This window comes from Catenuloplanes japonicus (assembly GCF_000717135.1).
GTDB classification, from domain to species: Bacteria; Actinomycetota; Actinomycetes; order Mycobacteriales; family Micromonosporaceae; genus Catenuloplanes; species Catenuloplanes japonicus.
In genome coordinates this window covers 131,272-145,464 of sequence record NZ_JNXY01000019.1, presented here as the reverse complement: position 1 = coordinate 145,464, position 14,193 = coordinate 131,272, and the positions used below count along the sequence as shown (strand labels likewise).

At 72.6% G+C, this 14,193-nt stretch carries 15 protein-coding genes and 1 pseudogene; 10 read left to right on the top strand and 6 right to left on the bottom strand.

What is annotated here, in order from left to right; genetic code table 11:
* Positions 1-316: pseudogene (locus tag OP04_RS25815) on the top strand (hypothetical protein); the annotation flags it as partial.
* A gap of 28 nt (positions 317-344) precedes the next feature.
* Here OP04_RS25815 and OP04_RS25810 read toward each other — a convergent pair.
* Positions 345-1,217 (bottom strand): HhH-GPD family protein, encoded by an 873-nt coding sequence (locus tag OP04_RS25810; RefSeq protein ID WP_051798992.1) that lies wholly within the window; start codon positions 1,215-1,217, stop codon positions 345-347.
* Positions 1,218-1,314: 97 nt separating this feature from the next.
* On the opposite strand from OP04_RS25810, the gene OP04_RS25805 reads away from it, so the two are divergent.
* From OP04_RS25805 to OP04_RS25795, 3 genes are all read left to right on the top strand, one after another.
* Positions 1,315-1,827 (top strand): glycine cleavage system protein R, encoded by a 513-nt coding sequence (locus OP04_RS25805; protein ID WP_033342444.1) that lies wholly within the window; start codon positions 1,315-1,317, stop codon positions 1,825-1,827.
* Positions 1,824-2,384, top strand: coding sequence for a peptide deformylase (locus tag OP04_RS25800; RefSeq protein ID WP_085066765.1), 561 nt, complete (start codon positions 1,824-1,826; stop codon positions 2,382-2,384). Before OP04_RS25805 ends, OP04_RS25800 begins: the two co-directional genes overlap by 4 nt.
* Positions 2,385-2,450: 66 nt before the next feature.
* Positions 2,451-3,182, top strand: a complete 732-nt coding sequence (locus tag OP04_RS25795; protein WP_198153977.1) for a hypothetical protein — start codon at positions 2,451-2,453, stop codon at positions 3,180-3,182.
* A gap of 168 nt (positions 3,183-3,350) precedes the next feature.
* On the opposite strand, the gene disA is transcribed toward OP04_RS25795, so the two are convergent.
* The 4 genes from disA to OP04_RS25775 all read right to left on the bottom strand — a co-directional run bounded on the left by disA (position 3,351) and on the right by OP04_RS25775 (position 7,839).
* Positions 3,351-4,535 carry a DNA integrity scanning diadenylate cyclase DisA gene (disA, locus tag OP04_RS25790; protein WP_033342407.1) on the bottom strand — a complete coding sequence of 395 codons (1,185 nt, stop codon included), beginning with the start codon at positions 4,533-4,535 and terminating at the stop codon, positions 3,351-3,353.
* 101 nt (positions 4,536-4,636) lie between these two features.
* Positions 4,637-6,079, bottom strand: a complete 1,443-nt coding sequence (gene radA / locus OP04_RS25785) for a DNA repair protein RadA (RefSeq protein ID WP_085066764.1) — start codon at positions 6,077-6,079, stop codon at positions 4,637-4,639.
* Between the two features lie 70 nt (positions 6,080-6,149).
* Entirely contained in the window at positions 6,150-6,836 is a 687-nt protein-coding gene (locus tag OP04_RS25780; RefSeq protein WP_157240329.1) for a hypothetical protein, read from the bottom strand.
* 172 nt (positions 6,837-7,008) lie between these two features.
* Positions 7,009-7,839: a UbiA family prenyltransferase gene (locus OP04_RS25775; protein WP_033342406.1), complete on the bottom strand. Its 831-nt coding sequence runs from the start codon at positions 7,837-7,839 to the stop codon at positions 7,009-7,011.
* Positions 7,840-7,885: 46 nt separating this feature from the next.
* Between OP04_RS25775 and OP04_RS25770 the strand changes: the two genes are divergently transcribed.
* The gene (locus OP04_RS25770; protein ID WP_033342405.1) at positions 7,886-8,605 is read left to right on the top strand and encodes a methyltransferase domain-containing protein; all 720 of its coding nucleotides are present in this window, start codon (positions 7,886-7,888) and stop codon (positions 8,603-8,605) included.
* Between the two features lie 2 nt (positions 8,606-8,607).
* Positions 8,608-9,642, top strand: coding sequence for a type III polyketide synthase (locus OP04_RS25765; protein WP_051799003.1), 1,035 nt, complete (start codon positions 8,608-8,610; stop codon positions 9,640-9,642).
* A 189-nt stretch (positions 9,643-9,831) separates the two neighbouring features.
* Here OP04_RS25765 and OP04_RS25760 read toward each other — a convergent pair whose 3' ends face one another.
* Positions 9,832-10,584 (bottom strand): hypothetical protein, encoded by a 753-nt coding sequence (locus OP04_RS25760; RefSeq protein ID WP_033342404.1) that lies wholly within the window; start codon positions 10,582-10,584, stop codon positions 9,832-9,834.
* A 490-nt stretch (positions 10,585-11,074) separates the two neighbouring features.
* On the opposite strand from OP04_RS25760, the gene OP04_RS25755 reads away from it, so the two are divergent.
* The 4 genes from OP04_RS25755 to OP04_RS25740 all read left to right on the top strand — a co-directional run bounded on the left by OP04_RS25755 (position 11,075) and on the right by OP04_RS25740 (position 14,156).
* Positions 11,075-11,560 carry a CarD family transcriptional regulator gene (locus OP04_RS25755; RefSeq protein ID WP_033342403.1) on the top strand — a complete coding sequence of 162 codons (486 nt, stop codon included), beginning with the start codon at positions 11,075-11,077 and terminating at the stop codon, positions 11,558-11,560.
* Positions 11,561-11,605: 45 nt separating this feature from the next.
* Positions 11,606-12,313: a 2-C-methyl-D-erythritol 4-phosphate cytidylyltransferase gene (gene ispD / locus OP04_RS25750; protein ID WP_033342402.1), complete on the top strand. Its 708-nt coding sequence runs from the start codon at positions 11,606-11,608 to the stop codon at positions 12,311-12,313.
* Positions 12,314-12,321: 8 nt separating this feature from the next.
* Entirely contained in the window at positions 12,322-12,786 is a 465-nt protein-coding gene (ispF, locus tag OP04_RS25745; RefSeq protein ID WP_051799001.1) for a 2-C-methyl-D-erythritol 2,4-cyclodiphosphate synthase, read from the top strand.
* A 272-nt stretch (positions 12,787-13,058) separates the two neighbouring features.
* Positions 13,059-14,156 carry a tetratricopeptide repeat protein gene (locus OP04_RS25740; protein WP_051798985.1) on the top strand — a complete coding sequence of 366 codons (1,098 nt, stop codon included), beginning with the start codon at positions 13,059-13,061 and terminating at the stop codon, positions 14,154-14,156.
* Positions 14,157-14,193: the final 37 nt, after the last annotated feature.

Genomic DNA, 14,193 nt, shown 5'->3' with positions numbered 1-14,193 from the left:
GATGAAGCAGAAGGTCAACGACGAGCTGAAGCAGCACTTCCGCCCGGAGTTCCTGAACCGCATCGACGACACCATCGTCTTCCACCAGCTCCAGCAGGACGAGATCCTGCACATCGTCCAGCGCGACATCGAGGACAACCTGTCCGAGCGCATCCTCTTCAACGAGCTGCGCCCCGGGCACATCATCGTCGTCGACTGCGAGGGCGACCCGGACAACATCGACCAGTCGAAGCTGACGTTCACCGCGTCGGACCGGCCGGTCGAGGTGCCGGAAACGGTCCCGGCCGATCTAGGGGCGGCGACAACCGACGAATAAGGAAAAGGGGCCCGCGAGGGCCCCTTTTTCATGGCAGCACGTAATGCTCGGGCAGGTCCGGCGCGTCCTTGGCCAGCCCGTCCGTCAGCAGCCCGGCCAGCGCGCGGTCCCGCTGGGTCACATCCGGCCAGACCAGGTCGATCCGGTGCCGGGACACCGGCGTGTCAGACTGCCGCAGCACCGCCATGATCAGGCCCCGCACGTGCCGATCCGTGCCCGCGTACTTCTGCGGCCGCCGCGTCGGCCCCTCCGGCATCGGCTTCCCGGTCGCCTTCCACGCGCACGTCGACAGCACCGGGCACTCCTCGCAGCGCGGCGACCGGGCCGTGCAGATCAGCGCGCCGATCTCCATGAACGCGGCGCTCGCCCGCGCGGCCCGTGCCGGCGCCACCGGCAGCAGCGCCTCGCAGGCCACCAGGTCCGCCGGCGTGGTCGCCGGGCCCGCGTCCGGATCGCCGGCCACCGCACGCGACACGAACCGGCGCACGTTGGTGTCCACCACCGGGTGCCGCTGGCCGTAGGCGAACGCGGCCACCGCCCGTGACGTGTAGACGCCGATCCCGGGCAGCGCCAGCAGCTCGTCCAGGTTGTCCGGCACCTCGCCGCCGTGCTCCGCCACGATCGCGGTCGCGCACGCGTGCAGGCGCAGCGCACGACGCGGGTAGCCGAGCCGGTCCCACATCCGGATGGCCTCACCCGGCGGATCCTCGGCCAGCGCGGTCGGCGTCGGCCAGCGCGCCATCCAGTTGCGCCAGGCGGGCAGCACCCGTACCACCGGCGTCTGCTGCAGCATCACCTCGCTGACCAGGATGGACCAGGGGGAGGCGTCCGGTTCCCGCCACGGCAGATCCCGGGCATTCGCGTCGAACCAGTCGATTGCGGTCTCGGCAATAGTCGTCATCGCGCGACCATCCTGCCCGATCCGATGTGTGTCCCGCACGCTGGACCCTCCGGCGGGGGAACGCGCGCCGGAGCGCCCGCTCGGGGAGACTGCACGGGTGCAGGAGCTTGCGATCACCGTCATCGGCCGGGACCGGCCCGGCATCGTCGCCGACGTGGCCGGTGTGCTGGCCGGCCTCGGCGCCAATCTCACCGACTCCACCATGACCCGGCTGCGCGGCCACTTCGCCATGACGCTGGTCTGCAACGGGCCGGAGGCGGGCGCGGTCGAGGCCGCGCTCGCGCCGCTCACCGCGGACGGGCAGTTGCTGGCCACGGTCCGGGCCGTCGAGCCGGACGCCGGCGGCGCGCCGCAGGGTGAGCCGTACCTGGTGAGCGTGCACGGCGCGGACCGGCTCGGCATCGTCGCGGCCGTCACCCGCGTGGTCGAGGAGGAGGGCGGCAACGTCACCGACCTCACCACCCGCCTGACCGGCCCGCTCTACCTGCTGATCGCGGAGGTGGACCTGCCCCCGGACACGGCCGAGCGGCTCGCGGACCGGCTGCACGCGGTGGCGAAGGAGCTGGACGTCGAGGTGACGTTGCGGCACGCGGAATCGGACCTGCTGTGACCGCGCCGATCGACGACCTGGCCGGCTGGACGCCGGACGCGCTGGGCGAGCCGGGCACGCCGCGCACCGTGGTCACCGCGCCCGACCCCGCGCTCAGCCGGCCCGGCACCGAGGTCGACCCGTGCGACCCGGAGACGGTCCGCCTCGCCGCCGACCTGATCGCCACCATGCGCGTCTCACCCGGCTGCGTCGGCCTGGCCGCGCCGCAGGTGGGCGTGAGCGCGCAGGTCTTCTGCGTCAACGTGGTCGGCCACCCGAAGGCGGTGACCGTGCACGGCACGTTCGCGCTCTGCAACGCGACCGTGGTCGAGGCCAGCCGCTGGCGGCCCGGCCGCGAGGGCTGCATGTCCGTGCCGGACCTGACCGGCGACGTGAAGCGGGCCAGCCGGCTCGTGGTCGAGGCGCAGATGCCCGGCACCGGCGTCACCGTGAAGTTCGCGGCCGACGGATTCGAGGCGCGCGCGCTCCAGCATGAGATCGATCACTGCTCCGGACTGCTTTTCCTGGACAGGGTGGCCGGCGCGCATGCCGTGTACCAACGCAAGGTCTACCTGTGAGTGATACTCACGGCGCGTCGCGTTCGCCGCACGCGTATCGCTCGATACGGTGACCCCATCATGAGAATGACGGTTGGACCCCACCCACCCGCCGTCTACTGGCGGAGGCGCGCCGTTGTCATCGGCGTGCTGCTCGTTGTCGTCATGGTGATCGTCTACTCGTGTGCCAACCGAGGCGGGGACGGCTCGCCGAACGGCCAGGCAGCCACGGGCAGCCCCACGCCGGGCGCGGACGGCACCCCCACCCCGCAGTCCACCGCCACGGTGCTGACGCCGCAGACCAATCCGCCCGGTCAGGACAAGTCGTTCGAGCCCGCGCCGGAAGGCGGCTCGGCCAACCTCCCGGCGTCGGAGACCTCGCTCTTCCCCACCGCGGGCGCGGACGGCATCGTGGTCGGCGGCGGCGGTTGCGCCCAGGGCGCGATCTCGATCACCGGCGTGACGGACAAGACCAAGACGCAGCGGGGTACGGAGCTGCGCTTCCAGCTGAAGGTCAAGAACTCGTCGACCGCCTCCTGCACCGTGGACGTCGGATCCAAGGAGCAGGAGATGTACCTGAAGAAGGGCGCGGAGACGGTCTGGTCGTCGGACATCTGCAGCGACCCCGGCGTGTCGAACATGCGCACGTTCGCGGCCGGCGAGGAGACGATAATCGGCACCGCGGTCTGGAACGGCAAGGACTCGTCGAAGTGCGACGGCGGCTGGCCCGCCGGCGTGGCGCCCGAGGCCGGCTCCTACCAGTTCTTCGGCCGTCTCTCCCGTCAGATCACCACGGCGATAACGATCGAGCTGAGCTGAGCTTCTGGTCGTCGCTTCGCTCCTCCGGGCTCGGCGCCACTCCCGGCGGTGGCAAATTTTCCCTGGGGGAAAATTTGCCACCTCTGGTCGCCTGCGCCTCACGGGGCGGCTGAGTCGCGCCGTGGCCGGGGGAGACTGCAGATAAAGAGCGAGGAAACCCGAGAGCGGCTAAACGTAGCGTTCGAGGATGCTGGCCTCGGCGAGCCGGGACAGGCCCTCACGGACGCTGCGGGCACGGGCGTCACCGACGCCGTCGACCGCCTGAAGATCCTCGACCGTGGCGCCGAGCAGGCGCTGCAGGCTGCCGAAGTGATCGACCAGCCGGTCCACCACGCTGCCGGGCAGCCGCGGCACCTTCGCCAGGAGGCGGTAGCCGCGCGGGCTGACCGGCGCGTCCAGCGCGTCGGACGCGGGCGGGTAACCGATCGACTTCGCGACCGCGACCAGGTCGATCAGCTCGGCGGCGGACAACAGGTCCAGCTCGACCAGTGCCTCGTCCAGCGTGCGGGCCTTCCGGCCGGTCGGCAGGTAGTCGCGGATGACCAGCGTGCGGTCCGCGTCGACGCCGGCCATCAGCTCGTCCAGTTGCAGCGCGAGCAGGCGGCCGTCCGTGCCCAGCTCCACCACGTAACCCGCGATCTCGTCCGCGATGCGGCGGACCATCTCCAGCCGCTGCACGACCGCGACCGCATCGCGCACCGTGACCAGGTCTTCGATCTCGAGCGCGGAGAGCGTGCCGGAGACCTCGTCCAGCCGCAGCTTGTAGCGCTCCAGCGTGGCCAGCGCCTGGTTGGCCCGGCTCATGATGGCGGCGGAGTCGTCCAGCACGTGGCGCTGGCCGTTCACGTACAGCCCGATGATGTGCATGGACTGGCTGACGGAGATCACCGGGTAGCCGGTCTGCTTGGCCACGCGCTCGGCCGTGCGGTGCCGGGTGCCGGACTCCTCCGTGTAGATGTCCGGATTCGGCATGAGGTGCACGGCGGCGCGGACGATGCGCGTGCCGTCGCTGGACAGCACCACCGCGCCGTCCATCTTGCACAGCTCACGCAGCCGGGTGGAGGAGAACTCCACGTCCAGCGGGAAGCCGCCGGTGCAGATGGCATCCACGGCCGCGTCGTAGCCGAGCACGATCAGCGCGCCGGTCCGGCCGCGCAGAATGCGCTCCAGACCGTCGCGGAGCGCGGTGCCCGGCGCCATCAGCGCGAGGTTGGCCCGGAGCGGGTCACCGACGGCACTGGAGCCGTTGAGCCCGGGGGAGCCGGTCACGGCGCGAGCGGGTGAGCCGACCACGCTGGCGCGGCCAGGGAGGCTGGCACCAGCGGGCTTGCTGGCATCTCGGTCGATCGGCACCCGCACAGTCTACGGACCGTCATCCACCGGCCGCCGTTGCGGTTCGGCCGCAACCCCATACAGTGATTATCTATCACGCTGAGTCACGTTCCCCCGCCGTTTCACTCTGCCGAGAATCGCGCGGCCCACTGCAGCGCGCTGCGCAGGTCGCCGACCTCCTCTACCCGCATGCCCTCCGGCGTAACCCCGGTGGACCCGGGACCACACCCGGGCGGGACCAGCGCGAACTTGAAGCCGAGCCGAGCCGCCTCGGCCAGCCGCCGGGGTGCCGCGCCGACCCGCCGCACCTCACCGGTCAGCCCGACCTCGCCGATCGCGGCCAGCGTCGGCTGGAGCGCGAGATTGAGCCCGCCGGACGCCACGGCCAGCGCCATCGCGAGGTCGGCCGCGGGCTCGGTCACCCGGATCCCGCCCACGGTGGCCGCGAAGACCTCCTTGTCGTGCAGCGTGAGCCGCTCGACGCGGCGCTGCAGCACGGCCAGGACCATGGCCAGCCGGGCGCTGTCCAGCCCGGAGACCGTGCGGCGCGGCGAGCCCGGCACCGCGCCGCCGATCAGCGCCTGCACCTCGGTGACCAGCGCGCGCCGGCCCTCCATGGCGACGGTCACACAGGTGCCGGGCACCGGCTCCGCATAGCGCGTGAGGAACAGGCCGGACGGGTCGGACAGGCTGCTGATGCCGCCCTCGTGCATCTCGAAGCAGCCCACCTCGTCGGCCGCGCCGAACCGGTTCTTGATGCCGCGGACCAGGCGCAGCGACGAGTGCTTGTCGCCCTCGAAGTGCAGCACCACGTCGACCAGGTGCTCCAGCACGCGCGGACCGGCCACGTTGCCGTCCTTCGTCACGTGACCGACCAGCACGGTCGCGATGCCGCGCTCCTTCGCGATGCTGACCAGCGTGGCGGTGACGGCGCGGACTTGGGTGACGCCGCCGGCCACGCCGTCGTTCGTGCCGGTGGAGATGGTCTGCACGGAGTCGACGATCAGCAGGCCGGGCTTGACCGCGTCGAGGTGGCCGATGACCGCGCCGAGATCGCTCTCGGCCGCGAGGTAGAGCTCGTCGTGCAGCGCGCCCATCCGCTCCGCGCGCAGCCGCACCTGACTGACCGACTCCTCGCCGCTGACCACCAGCGACGGTGTCTCGCCGGCCTCGGCCCAGCGCTGCGCCACGTCGAGCAGCAGCGTCGACTTGCCCACGCCCGGCTCGCCGGCCAGCAGCACCACGGCGCCGGGGACCATGCCGCCGCCGAGCACGCGGTCGAGCTCCGGCACGTGCGTCGGGCGGGCCTTGGCCGGCGCGGCGCTGATCTGCGAGATCGGACGGGCCGGCTCCGCGGGCATGCGTGAGCTGACCCCCTTGCCGGAGACGATCGGGCCGGGCGCCGCCTCGATGACCGAGCCCCACTCGCCGCACTCCGGGCAGCGACCCAGCCACTTCGGGGGCTGATGGCCGCAGGCGTCGCACTGGTAGGTCGCGCGCGGCTCCTTGGAGCCACCGGAACGGGGGCGGGCCGCGGACGCGCCACGCGGGATCGGTCGGGTCACCCGGCAACGTTAGCCACCCGGTACGACAAAAGCCCGCCCGCACGCGGCGGACGGGCTTGTGAAGAAGCTCTTACTCGTGGTGCTCCTCGGCCTCGCCGGCCTCGCGCGGCGCCGGGGTCAGCGGGATCGCGACCGGCGTCTTGACCGTGAGCAGCGGGCTCGTCTCCCCACCCTGCGTGACCTGGAACGTGAGCGTGACCGCCATGCCGCTGCGCAGCGCCGCGGCCAGGCCGACCAGCGACAGCTTCTGCGCGCTCTCCGGCGTGAACGTCACGATGCCGCTCGCCGGGATGGTGATCTGCGCGGGCTGACCCGTGGGCGCGGCGGGAGTGGCCGACGCGGTCGGCGAACCCGTCACCGTCGGGGAACCCGTCGCATTCGGGGAACCCGTCGCGTTCGGCGACGGGGAACCGGAGGCCGCGGGCGAGCTCGACGGGGTCGCGGACGGCACGCCGGGCGACGCGGACGCGCCCGTGGACGCACCGGTCAGCAGGATCTGGCGCGCGGCGATCACGGTCGGGTCCGCACCCTCCGGCGCGGCCACGCCGACCACGACGGTGATCGGGTTGCCGGTCTGGTTGACGAGCGCGACCTCCACCGGCGCGGACGCACCGGCGGCGTAGCCCTCGACACCCTCGTACGCCACGGCGAGGCCGCGCACCGCGAGCTTCCCGTCCGCCGAGTTGGCCGTCACGCCCGAGACCGAGGCCTGCTTCAGCGCCGTCTCCGCGATCTGGCCGGCACTGCAGCCGGTCACAGCGAGAGCGACCGCGGCGGCTCCCACCGCGAGGCGCACAGCCCGGCGGCTTACCGTCATCGAGCGCGTCACGTCGGTCCTCCTCGAACTACTACCAGAACGCGAGCTGGCCGGGCTTCAGCCTAGTTGGCCGTGATCCGCTTCGTGAGCCGACCCGCCAACTGTCCGGCGCTCACCCCACCGCACCGCCCGCGACCAGCAGAACCACGTCGATCAGCGCGACCGCGATCACGGAGCGGAACGCGGCGTGCGACCGGCGGCCGCGGGCGGCGGCCGCGCGTGCGACGAGCCATCCGGCGGGCAGCGCGAGCGCCGCGGCGGCCAGCGCGGCGATGCCCACCCAGGACGGCGGGCCCGGCGGTCCGAACGCGAGCGTGACGGTGGCGCCGAGCAGCAGCACGGCCGCGGCGATCCGGGATGCGGTGGCCCCGATCCGGTGCGGCAGACCGCGTACCCCCGTGGTCAGGTCGTCCTCCAGATCGGGAAGCACGTTCGCGAAGTGCGCGCCGCCACCGATCAGCCCACCGGCCACGACCAGCCACAACGGAGGCAGCGGCGCGCCCGGCAGGGCCAGCACCACGAACGCGGGCAGCGCGCCGAACGAGACCACATAGGGCAGCACGGAGAACGGCGTGCGCTTCAGCGGCGCGTTGTAGAGCAGCGCCGAGACCAGCGCCAGTGTGATGCAGGCCGCGGCCGGGACCGTGGTGAACAGCCCGATCCCGGGCACGGCCAGCGCGGACACCAGCGCGGCCACGCCCACCACCGTCCTGCTCACCGCGCCGGTGGCGACCGGCTTGTCGTCCCGGCCCACGGACCGGTCCCGGGCCGCGTCCAGCCAGTCGTTGCTCCAGCCGACCGCGGCCTGGGTGGACAGCACGGTCGCGGTGACGAGCGCGCCGCGGGCGAGCGGGTGCCCGGCGCCGGCGGCCAGCAGCGCGCTGACGGCGGTGACCGCGAGGCCGGGCTCGGGGTGGGCGGCGCGCAGCAGTGCGGTCCTCATAGCGTGGAGTCTGGCTGTTCCGGCCGGTTCGTGCCAGGCTCGACGGATGGCCCCGCCCCAGCTAGCGGCGCGGAACGACCCCCGGCAGTACGACGCCCTCGCCGGGGAGTGGTGGCGTCCGGGCGGCCTGTTCGAGCTGCTGCACTGGCTCGCCGTGGCACGCGCCGCGCTGATCCCGCCCGCGCCTCGTGAGCGTGCGCTGCTGGTCGACGTCGGTTGCGGCGCCGGCCTGCTGGCCCCGCACGTGCGCCATCTCGGCTACCGGCACGTCGGCGTCGACCTCACCGCGTCCGCGCTGGCCCAGGCCCGTGCGAAGGGCCTCGTCCCGGTCCGCGCGGACGCCGCCCGCCTCCCGTTGCCGGACGCGGTCGCGGACGTGGTGGTCGCCGGTGAGCTGCTCGAACACGTGCCGGACCTGCCGGCGACGGTCGCGGAGCTGTGCCGGGTGCTGCGGCCGGGCGGCCTGCTGGTGCTGGACACGCTCAACGACACGCTGCTCAGCCGCCTGGTGACGATCACGGTCGCGGAGTTCCTGGTGCCACGGGCGCGCGGCATCCACGACCCCCGGTGCTATGTGGACCCGGCGCGGCTGACCAGGCTCTGCGCCCGGCACGGTGTGCGACTGCGCGTCCGGGGTGTCCGTCCGGGGCTGCCCGCGCTCACCGGCTGGCTGCTGGGCCGGCCCGTGCCGGAACGCGCCCGCCGCATGCACCCGATCAGGTCGACCGTGGTTGCTTACCAGGGATTGGGGCGAAAACAGTGGTGATCATGGGTGGCACGGGCGTGGCGCTGCCGCCGGCCGCGAGCCAGGCCGAGCTGTGGTCCGGGTACTTCGCCGCGCACTACCCCGGACGGGTCGCCCCGATCGCGGAGAAGATCTTCTCGAACGCCGGCGTACGCACCCGGCAGGCCGCGGTCAGCCCGCTCGACGAGGACGTCTCCGGCTGGTCCACGGAACGGCGCATGCGTCGCTACCAGGAGGAGGCGATGCCGCTCGGCAAGGAGGCGGTGGAGCGCGCGCTCGTCGCGTCCGGCCTCGCCGCGACCGACGTCGGGCTGTTCGCGGTCTGCTCCTGCACCGGCTACGCGACGCCTGGCCTGGACATCCTGCTCGCCCGCGACCTGGGCATGTCACCGCGCACGCAGCGGCTCTTCATCGGGCACATGGGCTGCTACGCCGCGCTGCCCGGCCTCGGCGCGATCTCCGACTTCGTGACCTCGCGCGGCCGTCCCGCGCTGCTGCTCTGCGCGGAGCTGACCAGCCTGCACATCCAGCCGCCCGCGGCCCGGCTGGAGACGCAGCAGGTGGTCTCGCACGCGCTCTTCGGCGACGCGGCCGTGGCCGTGGTGGTGCGGCCGGAGCAGCGGGGTGGTTATGCCGTGCGCGAGATCGCCGCGCTCACCGACCCCACGACCGCGGACCACATGTCCTGGGAGGTGACCGACCTCGGCTTCCGGATGGGGCTGTCCGCGCGCGTCCCGCAGGTGCTGGCCCGGCACGTCCGGCCGATGGTCGACGAGCTGCTGGCCGCGCACGACCTGACCGTGGCGGACGTCGACGGCTGGGCCGTGCACCCCGGCGGCCCGCGCATCCTGGAGACCGTCGAGCGCCGGCTGGACCTGCCGGAGACCGCGCTGGCCACGTCCCGCGCCGTCCTCGACGCCCACGGCAACTGCTCCTCCGCCACCGTGCTGCTCATCCTGGACGCGCTCCGCCGCAGCCCCGCCCCACCGCGCCGCGTGCTGGCCCTCGCGTTCGGCCCCGGCCTCACGCTCTACGCCGTCCTCCTGGAACTCGTGTAGAGCGCCTTCTCAGGAGGCGACAACCGCCTCCGGCGTGGTCCGGCAGCGTTGCTCCCGCGGGCAAACCTCGCGTCGGGCTCCGCTGGCGCTCCGCTCGTCGCGAGGAGCCGGTTCCGCCGTGGTCCGGAAAGACCCGCGCGGTCTGCCGGACCGTCCACCGACGTTCACCGGGCCTGGATCACGGTCGCGTCAGTGCAGTGCTTCGAGCGGGAGGCGGTACTCGTCCACGGAGGTGGCGGCGGGAATCGTCCGCAGCACCTGGTTGCCGCTGGTGACCAGCAGCACGGCGCCCTGGCCGGTCGGCTCGGGCAGGTCGGACACCGCGCGCAGCGTGCCGGACCGGTCGGTGAGGCGGGTGAGGTTCGGCTCGGGCCCGGGTGACGCGGACACGGGCGCGCTGCTGACCGCGACCACGCGTACGCCCGGCGGCGCGACCGCGAGCGTCTCGCGCAGCAGCTGCTCGCAGGCGCACCCGTCGACGATCACGAACACCGCGGGCAGCAGGCCCCGGACCGGCGTGCTGCCACCGTCCGTGCCGATGAGGTCGAGCGCCGGGAGCGTGCGCCCCGGGCTGGGCGTCTGGCCGGACGCGGTGCGCTGGGTGGCCGGCGGCCGGGGCTGACCGAGCCAGCTCACCAGGAACAGGCTGGTCAGCGTCGTGATGATGGCGATCGCCATGATCACGAGGGGGATGCGGAGCGCGATCTCGCTCGGCGGGCGGGCCAGCCAGTCCACCGGCCGGGCGCGGCGCTGCTCCGGGAGCACGGCCGGCGCCTCCGTGAGGCGGCGGCGCTCGCGCAGCTCCCGCCGGACGGCCGCTGCCTCGTCCGCGAGCGCGGACGCATCGTCCGGTATGACGATCGATCGCCACTCCGGGGGAAGTTCGGGCAGGTCACTGTCGTCCGGAGGTGGTGCGTCGCCGTTGCCGCCAAGCGTCCCCATCTGCGCCCCCTGACCGCCCGCCGTGAAGTAGACCGGGGTCCGGCTTATAGCGTCTCGCACCCGAGCGTTCACCGCCAGTGGGGCGCGGGGTGGCCATCGGCGGTAGAATAGGGCCGCCGCATCGTTGAGCCACCGCCTTTACATGACCGTGCAGTCTTCATGCAAGACCGTGCAATTTTTTCCTGGCCATGATTTTTCCTGCTCCACCCTTGTCGTACGGGCCGCCGCCGGCGCTCCGTTTCGCCCTGGATGGGATAGCTCGATCCAGACGTGCTGATCTGTCCGACCTTAGCGACTGTCGATCTAGACGGTTGCCGCAAGTCGGTGATGTATTGGTCACGCTGCGTCAGCGAATCATCTGAATGGCGCGCTGTCAAGCCCGAGAAAGACCTTTCACAGGGTGTCTGAGCTGCGCAAATGGTCAGGGTCGGGGTGGGACATCGGTGTCCGATCGTGTTACGCTAGACACAGCGAAAGGGGTTTCGAACCTATGGTTTTCAGTGTCGGCGAGACCGTTGTTTACCCCCACCACGGGGCCGCACTCATCGAGGCTATCGAGACTCGGGTCGTCAAGGGCGAGGAGAAGCTCTACCTCGTCCTGAGGGTCGCTCAGGGTGACCTGACGGTGCGGGTTCCCGCTGAGAACGCCGAGATCGTCGGTGTGCGTGAAGTGGTCGGAGAGGAAGGCCTCGGCAAGGTCTTCGATGTTCTCCGTGCCCCGCACACCGAGGAGCCGACCAACTGGTCGCGGCGTTACAAGGCAAACCTGGAAAAGCTGGCCTCCGGCAACCCGCTGAAGGTCGCTGAGGTCGTCCGCGACCTGTGGCGTCGTGAGCGTGAGCGGGGCCTCTCCGCCGGCGAGAAGCGCATGCTGGCGAAGGCTCGGGACATTCTCGTCGGCGAGGTGGCGCTCGCGGAGAAGAGCACCAAGGACGAGGCGGAGACCCTCCTCGACAAGGTTCTCACCGAGGCCTGATCCACGGCCTGTGTTCCACCCCGATACAAACGACAGGACCGCGACGTGACCGCGCACCTTGACCCGCGCGGTGACGTCGCGGTCCTTGTTCCTGCCGCCGGAGCCGGCGTCAGGCTGGGCCCCGGTGGCCCGAAGGCGTTGCGCCTGCTGGCCGGCGAGCCGCTGCTGGTGCACGCGGTGCGCCGGGCCGCCGCAGCCCGGGGCGTGCGACTGATCGTGGTCGCGGCGCCGCCTACGGATGTGACGTTCGTCCGGGAGTTGCTCGCCCCGATCGCCGAGGTGACCGTCGTCCCCGGTGGGGCCGATAGGCAGTCGTCCGTGTCGGCCGCGCTCTCGGTCGTACCGCCGGATGTCGATGTTGTTCTGGTTCATGACGCCGCGAGGGCGCTGGCGCCGGCCGGGCTGGTCGAGTCCGTGGCCGCGGCCGTGCGGAACGGTGCCGGGGCGGTGATCCCGGTGCTCCCGGTCGTCGACACGATCAAGGAGGTCGACGCGGCCGAGGTCGTGCTCGGCACCGTCGATCGGTCCACGCTGCGTGCGGTGCAGACCCCGCAGGGCTTCCGCCGCGATCTGCTCGTCGCCGCGCACGCGGCCGCGGTCGCGGCACACACGGACGACGCGGGCATGGTGGAGAAGCTGGGCGAGCGCGTGCTCTGCATCCCCGGCTCGGACCTCGCCATGAAGATCACCCGCCCGATCGACCTGGTGGTCGCGGAATACCTGCTGACCCATGAGGCAGGATCCAGCACGTGATCATTCCGATGGCAGGCGTGGGGACGGACGTGCACGCGTTCGAGGCGGGGCGGGAGTGCTGGGTCGCGGGCCTGCACTGGCCGGGCGAGACCGGGCTGGCCGGGCACTCGGACGGCGACGTCGCCGCGCACGCGGCCTGCGACGCGCTCTTCTCCGCGGCCGGGCTGGGCGACCTGGGCAGCAACTTCGGCACCGACCGGCCGGAGTGGTCCGGTGCGTCCGGCATCGCGCTGCTCACCGAGGCCGCGAGCCGGGTGCGCGCGGCCGGTTACGAGATCGGCAACGTCTCGATCCAGGTGATCGGCGTCCGGCCGAAGATCGGCAGACGTCGCGACGAGGCGCAGAAGGCGCTGGGCGAGGCGGTCGGCGCCACGGTCACGGTGTCCGGGACGACCACGGACGGGCTCGGCCTCACCGGGCGCGCGGAGGGCCTGGCCGGGATCGCGGTCGCGATGGTCTACCGGCGTCAGTAGCTGCTCGCCGGCGCCGCGTTGTACGGGTCCGGTCCCCGGGCCATCTGCGTTGTTCCGACTCCCGTGGTCCGGGCGGCATTCACGTTGTTTCGGGCGGAATGTTCGCGCCGGATATCGCCCGGTGTGCACCCGCAGCGACAAACGACAGGTGGGGGCCGACACCCGGCACACGCCATCCGGCGACCCCGGGCCACCGTCCAAGCGCCGGGCCACCGTCAAGCACGCCCGGCTGACGTGGGAGCGGCGGGACCCGCTCGCCTAAGCTCGGACGCGTGCCGAGCGACGCCGCCCCCGACAGCACGCCCGACCGGACCCCGGACGAGGGCGCCGAAGCGATCACCGCGAACGAACATGTGCAGCGTGCTGCGCTGCTCGCCGATCTGGAGGCCTACCCGGACGCGATCGTCGAGCTGGAGGCCGCGCTCGCGCTGGAGCCGGACGATCCCTGGGCGCGCGCCATGCTGGCCCGGGTCTACCTGGTGACCGACCGCCCGGCGGACGCGCTGGTGAGCGCGGACCAGGCGGTCGTGGCCGCACCCGGGCAGGTGGCGCCGCTGGTGGTGCGCGGCATCGCGCTGGTCGAACTGCAGCGGTTCGCCGAGGGCGCGCAGGTCGCGGAGCAGATCATCGCGCTCGGTGCCCAGGAGGCCTATGCGCAGCGCACCGGCGCCGCGCTGCTCAGCGAGACCCGCAACGGCCAGGTGGCGCTGGACACGGCCTGGCACGCGGTCACGCTCGCGCCGACCGAGCCGGAGAGCCACCTCGTGCTCGCCGTGGTCGCGGCGCGGCTGCACCAGTTCGACCTGGCCGAGCGTGCGTACCGGGAAGCGATCCGGCTGAACCCGGACCTGGCCGCGAGCGGCTCCGACTCCGGTCTGCTGCGGCTGGAGCAGCGGCGGTACGCGCGGGCGCTGGAGGGCCTCGCCGCGGAGGCCGCACGGGAGGAGCCGGTCGCGTTCGACCCCCGGGTGCGGGAGACGGCCACCCAGACGCTCGGGCGCACCACGGAGGAGACGCTGCACCGGGCGCTGCTGATCGGCGGCGCGGGCGGGCTGATCGTGGCGTTGCTGGTTGCGTTCTCCGCCGCGGTGGACGGCGCGCTGTCCCGGTTCGCGGCGGTCTCACTGACCGTGCTGGGCGCCATCGCGATGGTGCTCTACCTGGCCCAGATGCCCCGGACAGTGCGGGCGGGTTTCCCGGCGCTGCTGCGTGCGGAACGGCCGCTCATGATCGCGCTGGCGGCGACGCTGGCCATGCCGCTGCTGATCCTGATCTACGCGGTGCTCGGCTCGCCCTGGCCGCTGGTGGGCGCGATCGCGTGCGGCGCGATCGCCGAGCTGATCGTCTTCCTGCGGGTCCGCCGCTTCTGACCGGCGCTGCCCCTGTCGGTCTATCGAGACTTCCATT

Excerpts from the sequence above, each read along its gene's own strand:
- OP04_RS25795 (WP_198153977.1), top strand. The coding sequence starts at position 2,451 with ATGACGGTTGGACCCCACCCACCCGCCGTCTACTGGCGGAGGCGCGCC.
- OP04_RS25760 (WP_033342404.1), bottom strand. The coding sequence starts at position 10,584 with ATGGGGACGCTTGGCGGCAACGGCGACGCACCACCTCCGGACGACAGT.
- OP04_RS25770 (WP_033342405.1), top strand. The coding sequence starts at position 7,886 with ATGGCCCCGCCCCAGCTAGCGGCGCGGAACGACCCCCGGCAGTACGAC.
- OP04_RS25765 (WP_051799003.1), top strand. The coding sequence starts at position 8,608 with ATGGGTGGCACGGGCGTGGCGCTGCCGCCGGCCGCGAGCCAGGCCGAG.
- OP04_RS25775 (WP_033342406.1), bottom strand. The coding sequence starts at position 7,839 with ATGAGGACCGCACTGCTGCGCGCCGCCCACCCCGAGCCCGGCCTCGCG.
- OP04_RS25810 (WP_051798992.1), bottom strand. The coding sequence starts at position 1,217 with ATGACGACTATTGCCGAGACCGCAATCGACTGGTTCGACGCGAATGCC.
- OP04_RS25755 (WP_033342403.1), top strand. The coding sequence starts at position 11,075 with ATGGTTTTCAGTGTCGGCGAGACCGTTGTTTACCCCCACCACGGGGCC.
- ispF (WP_051799001.1), top strand. The coding sequence starts at position 12,322 with ATGGCAGGCGTGGGGACGGACGTGCACGCGTTCGAGGCGGGGCGGGAG.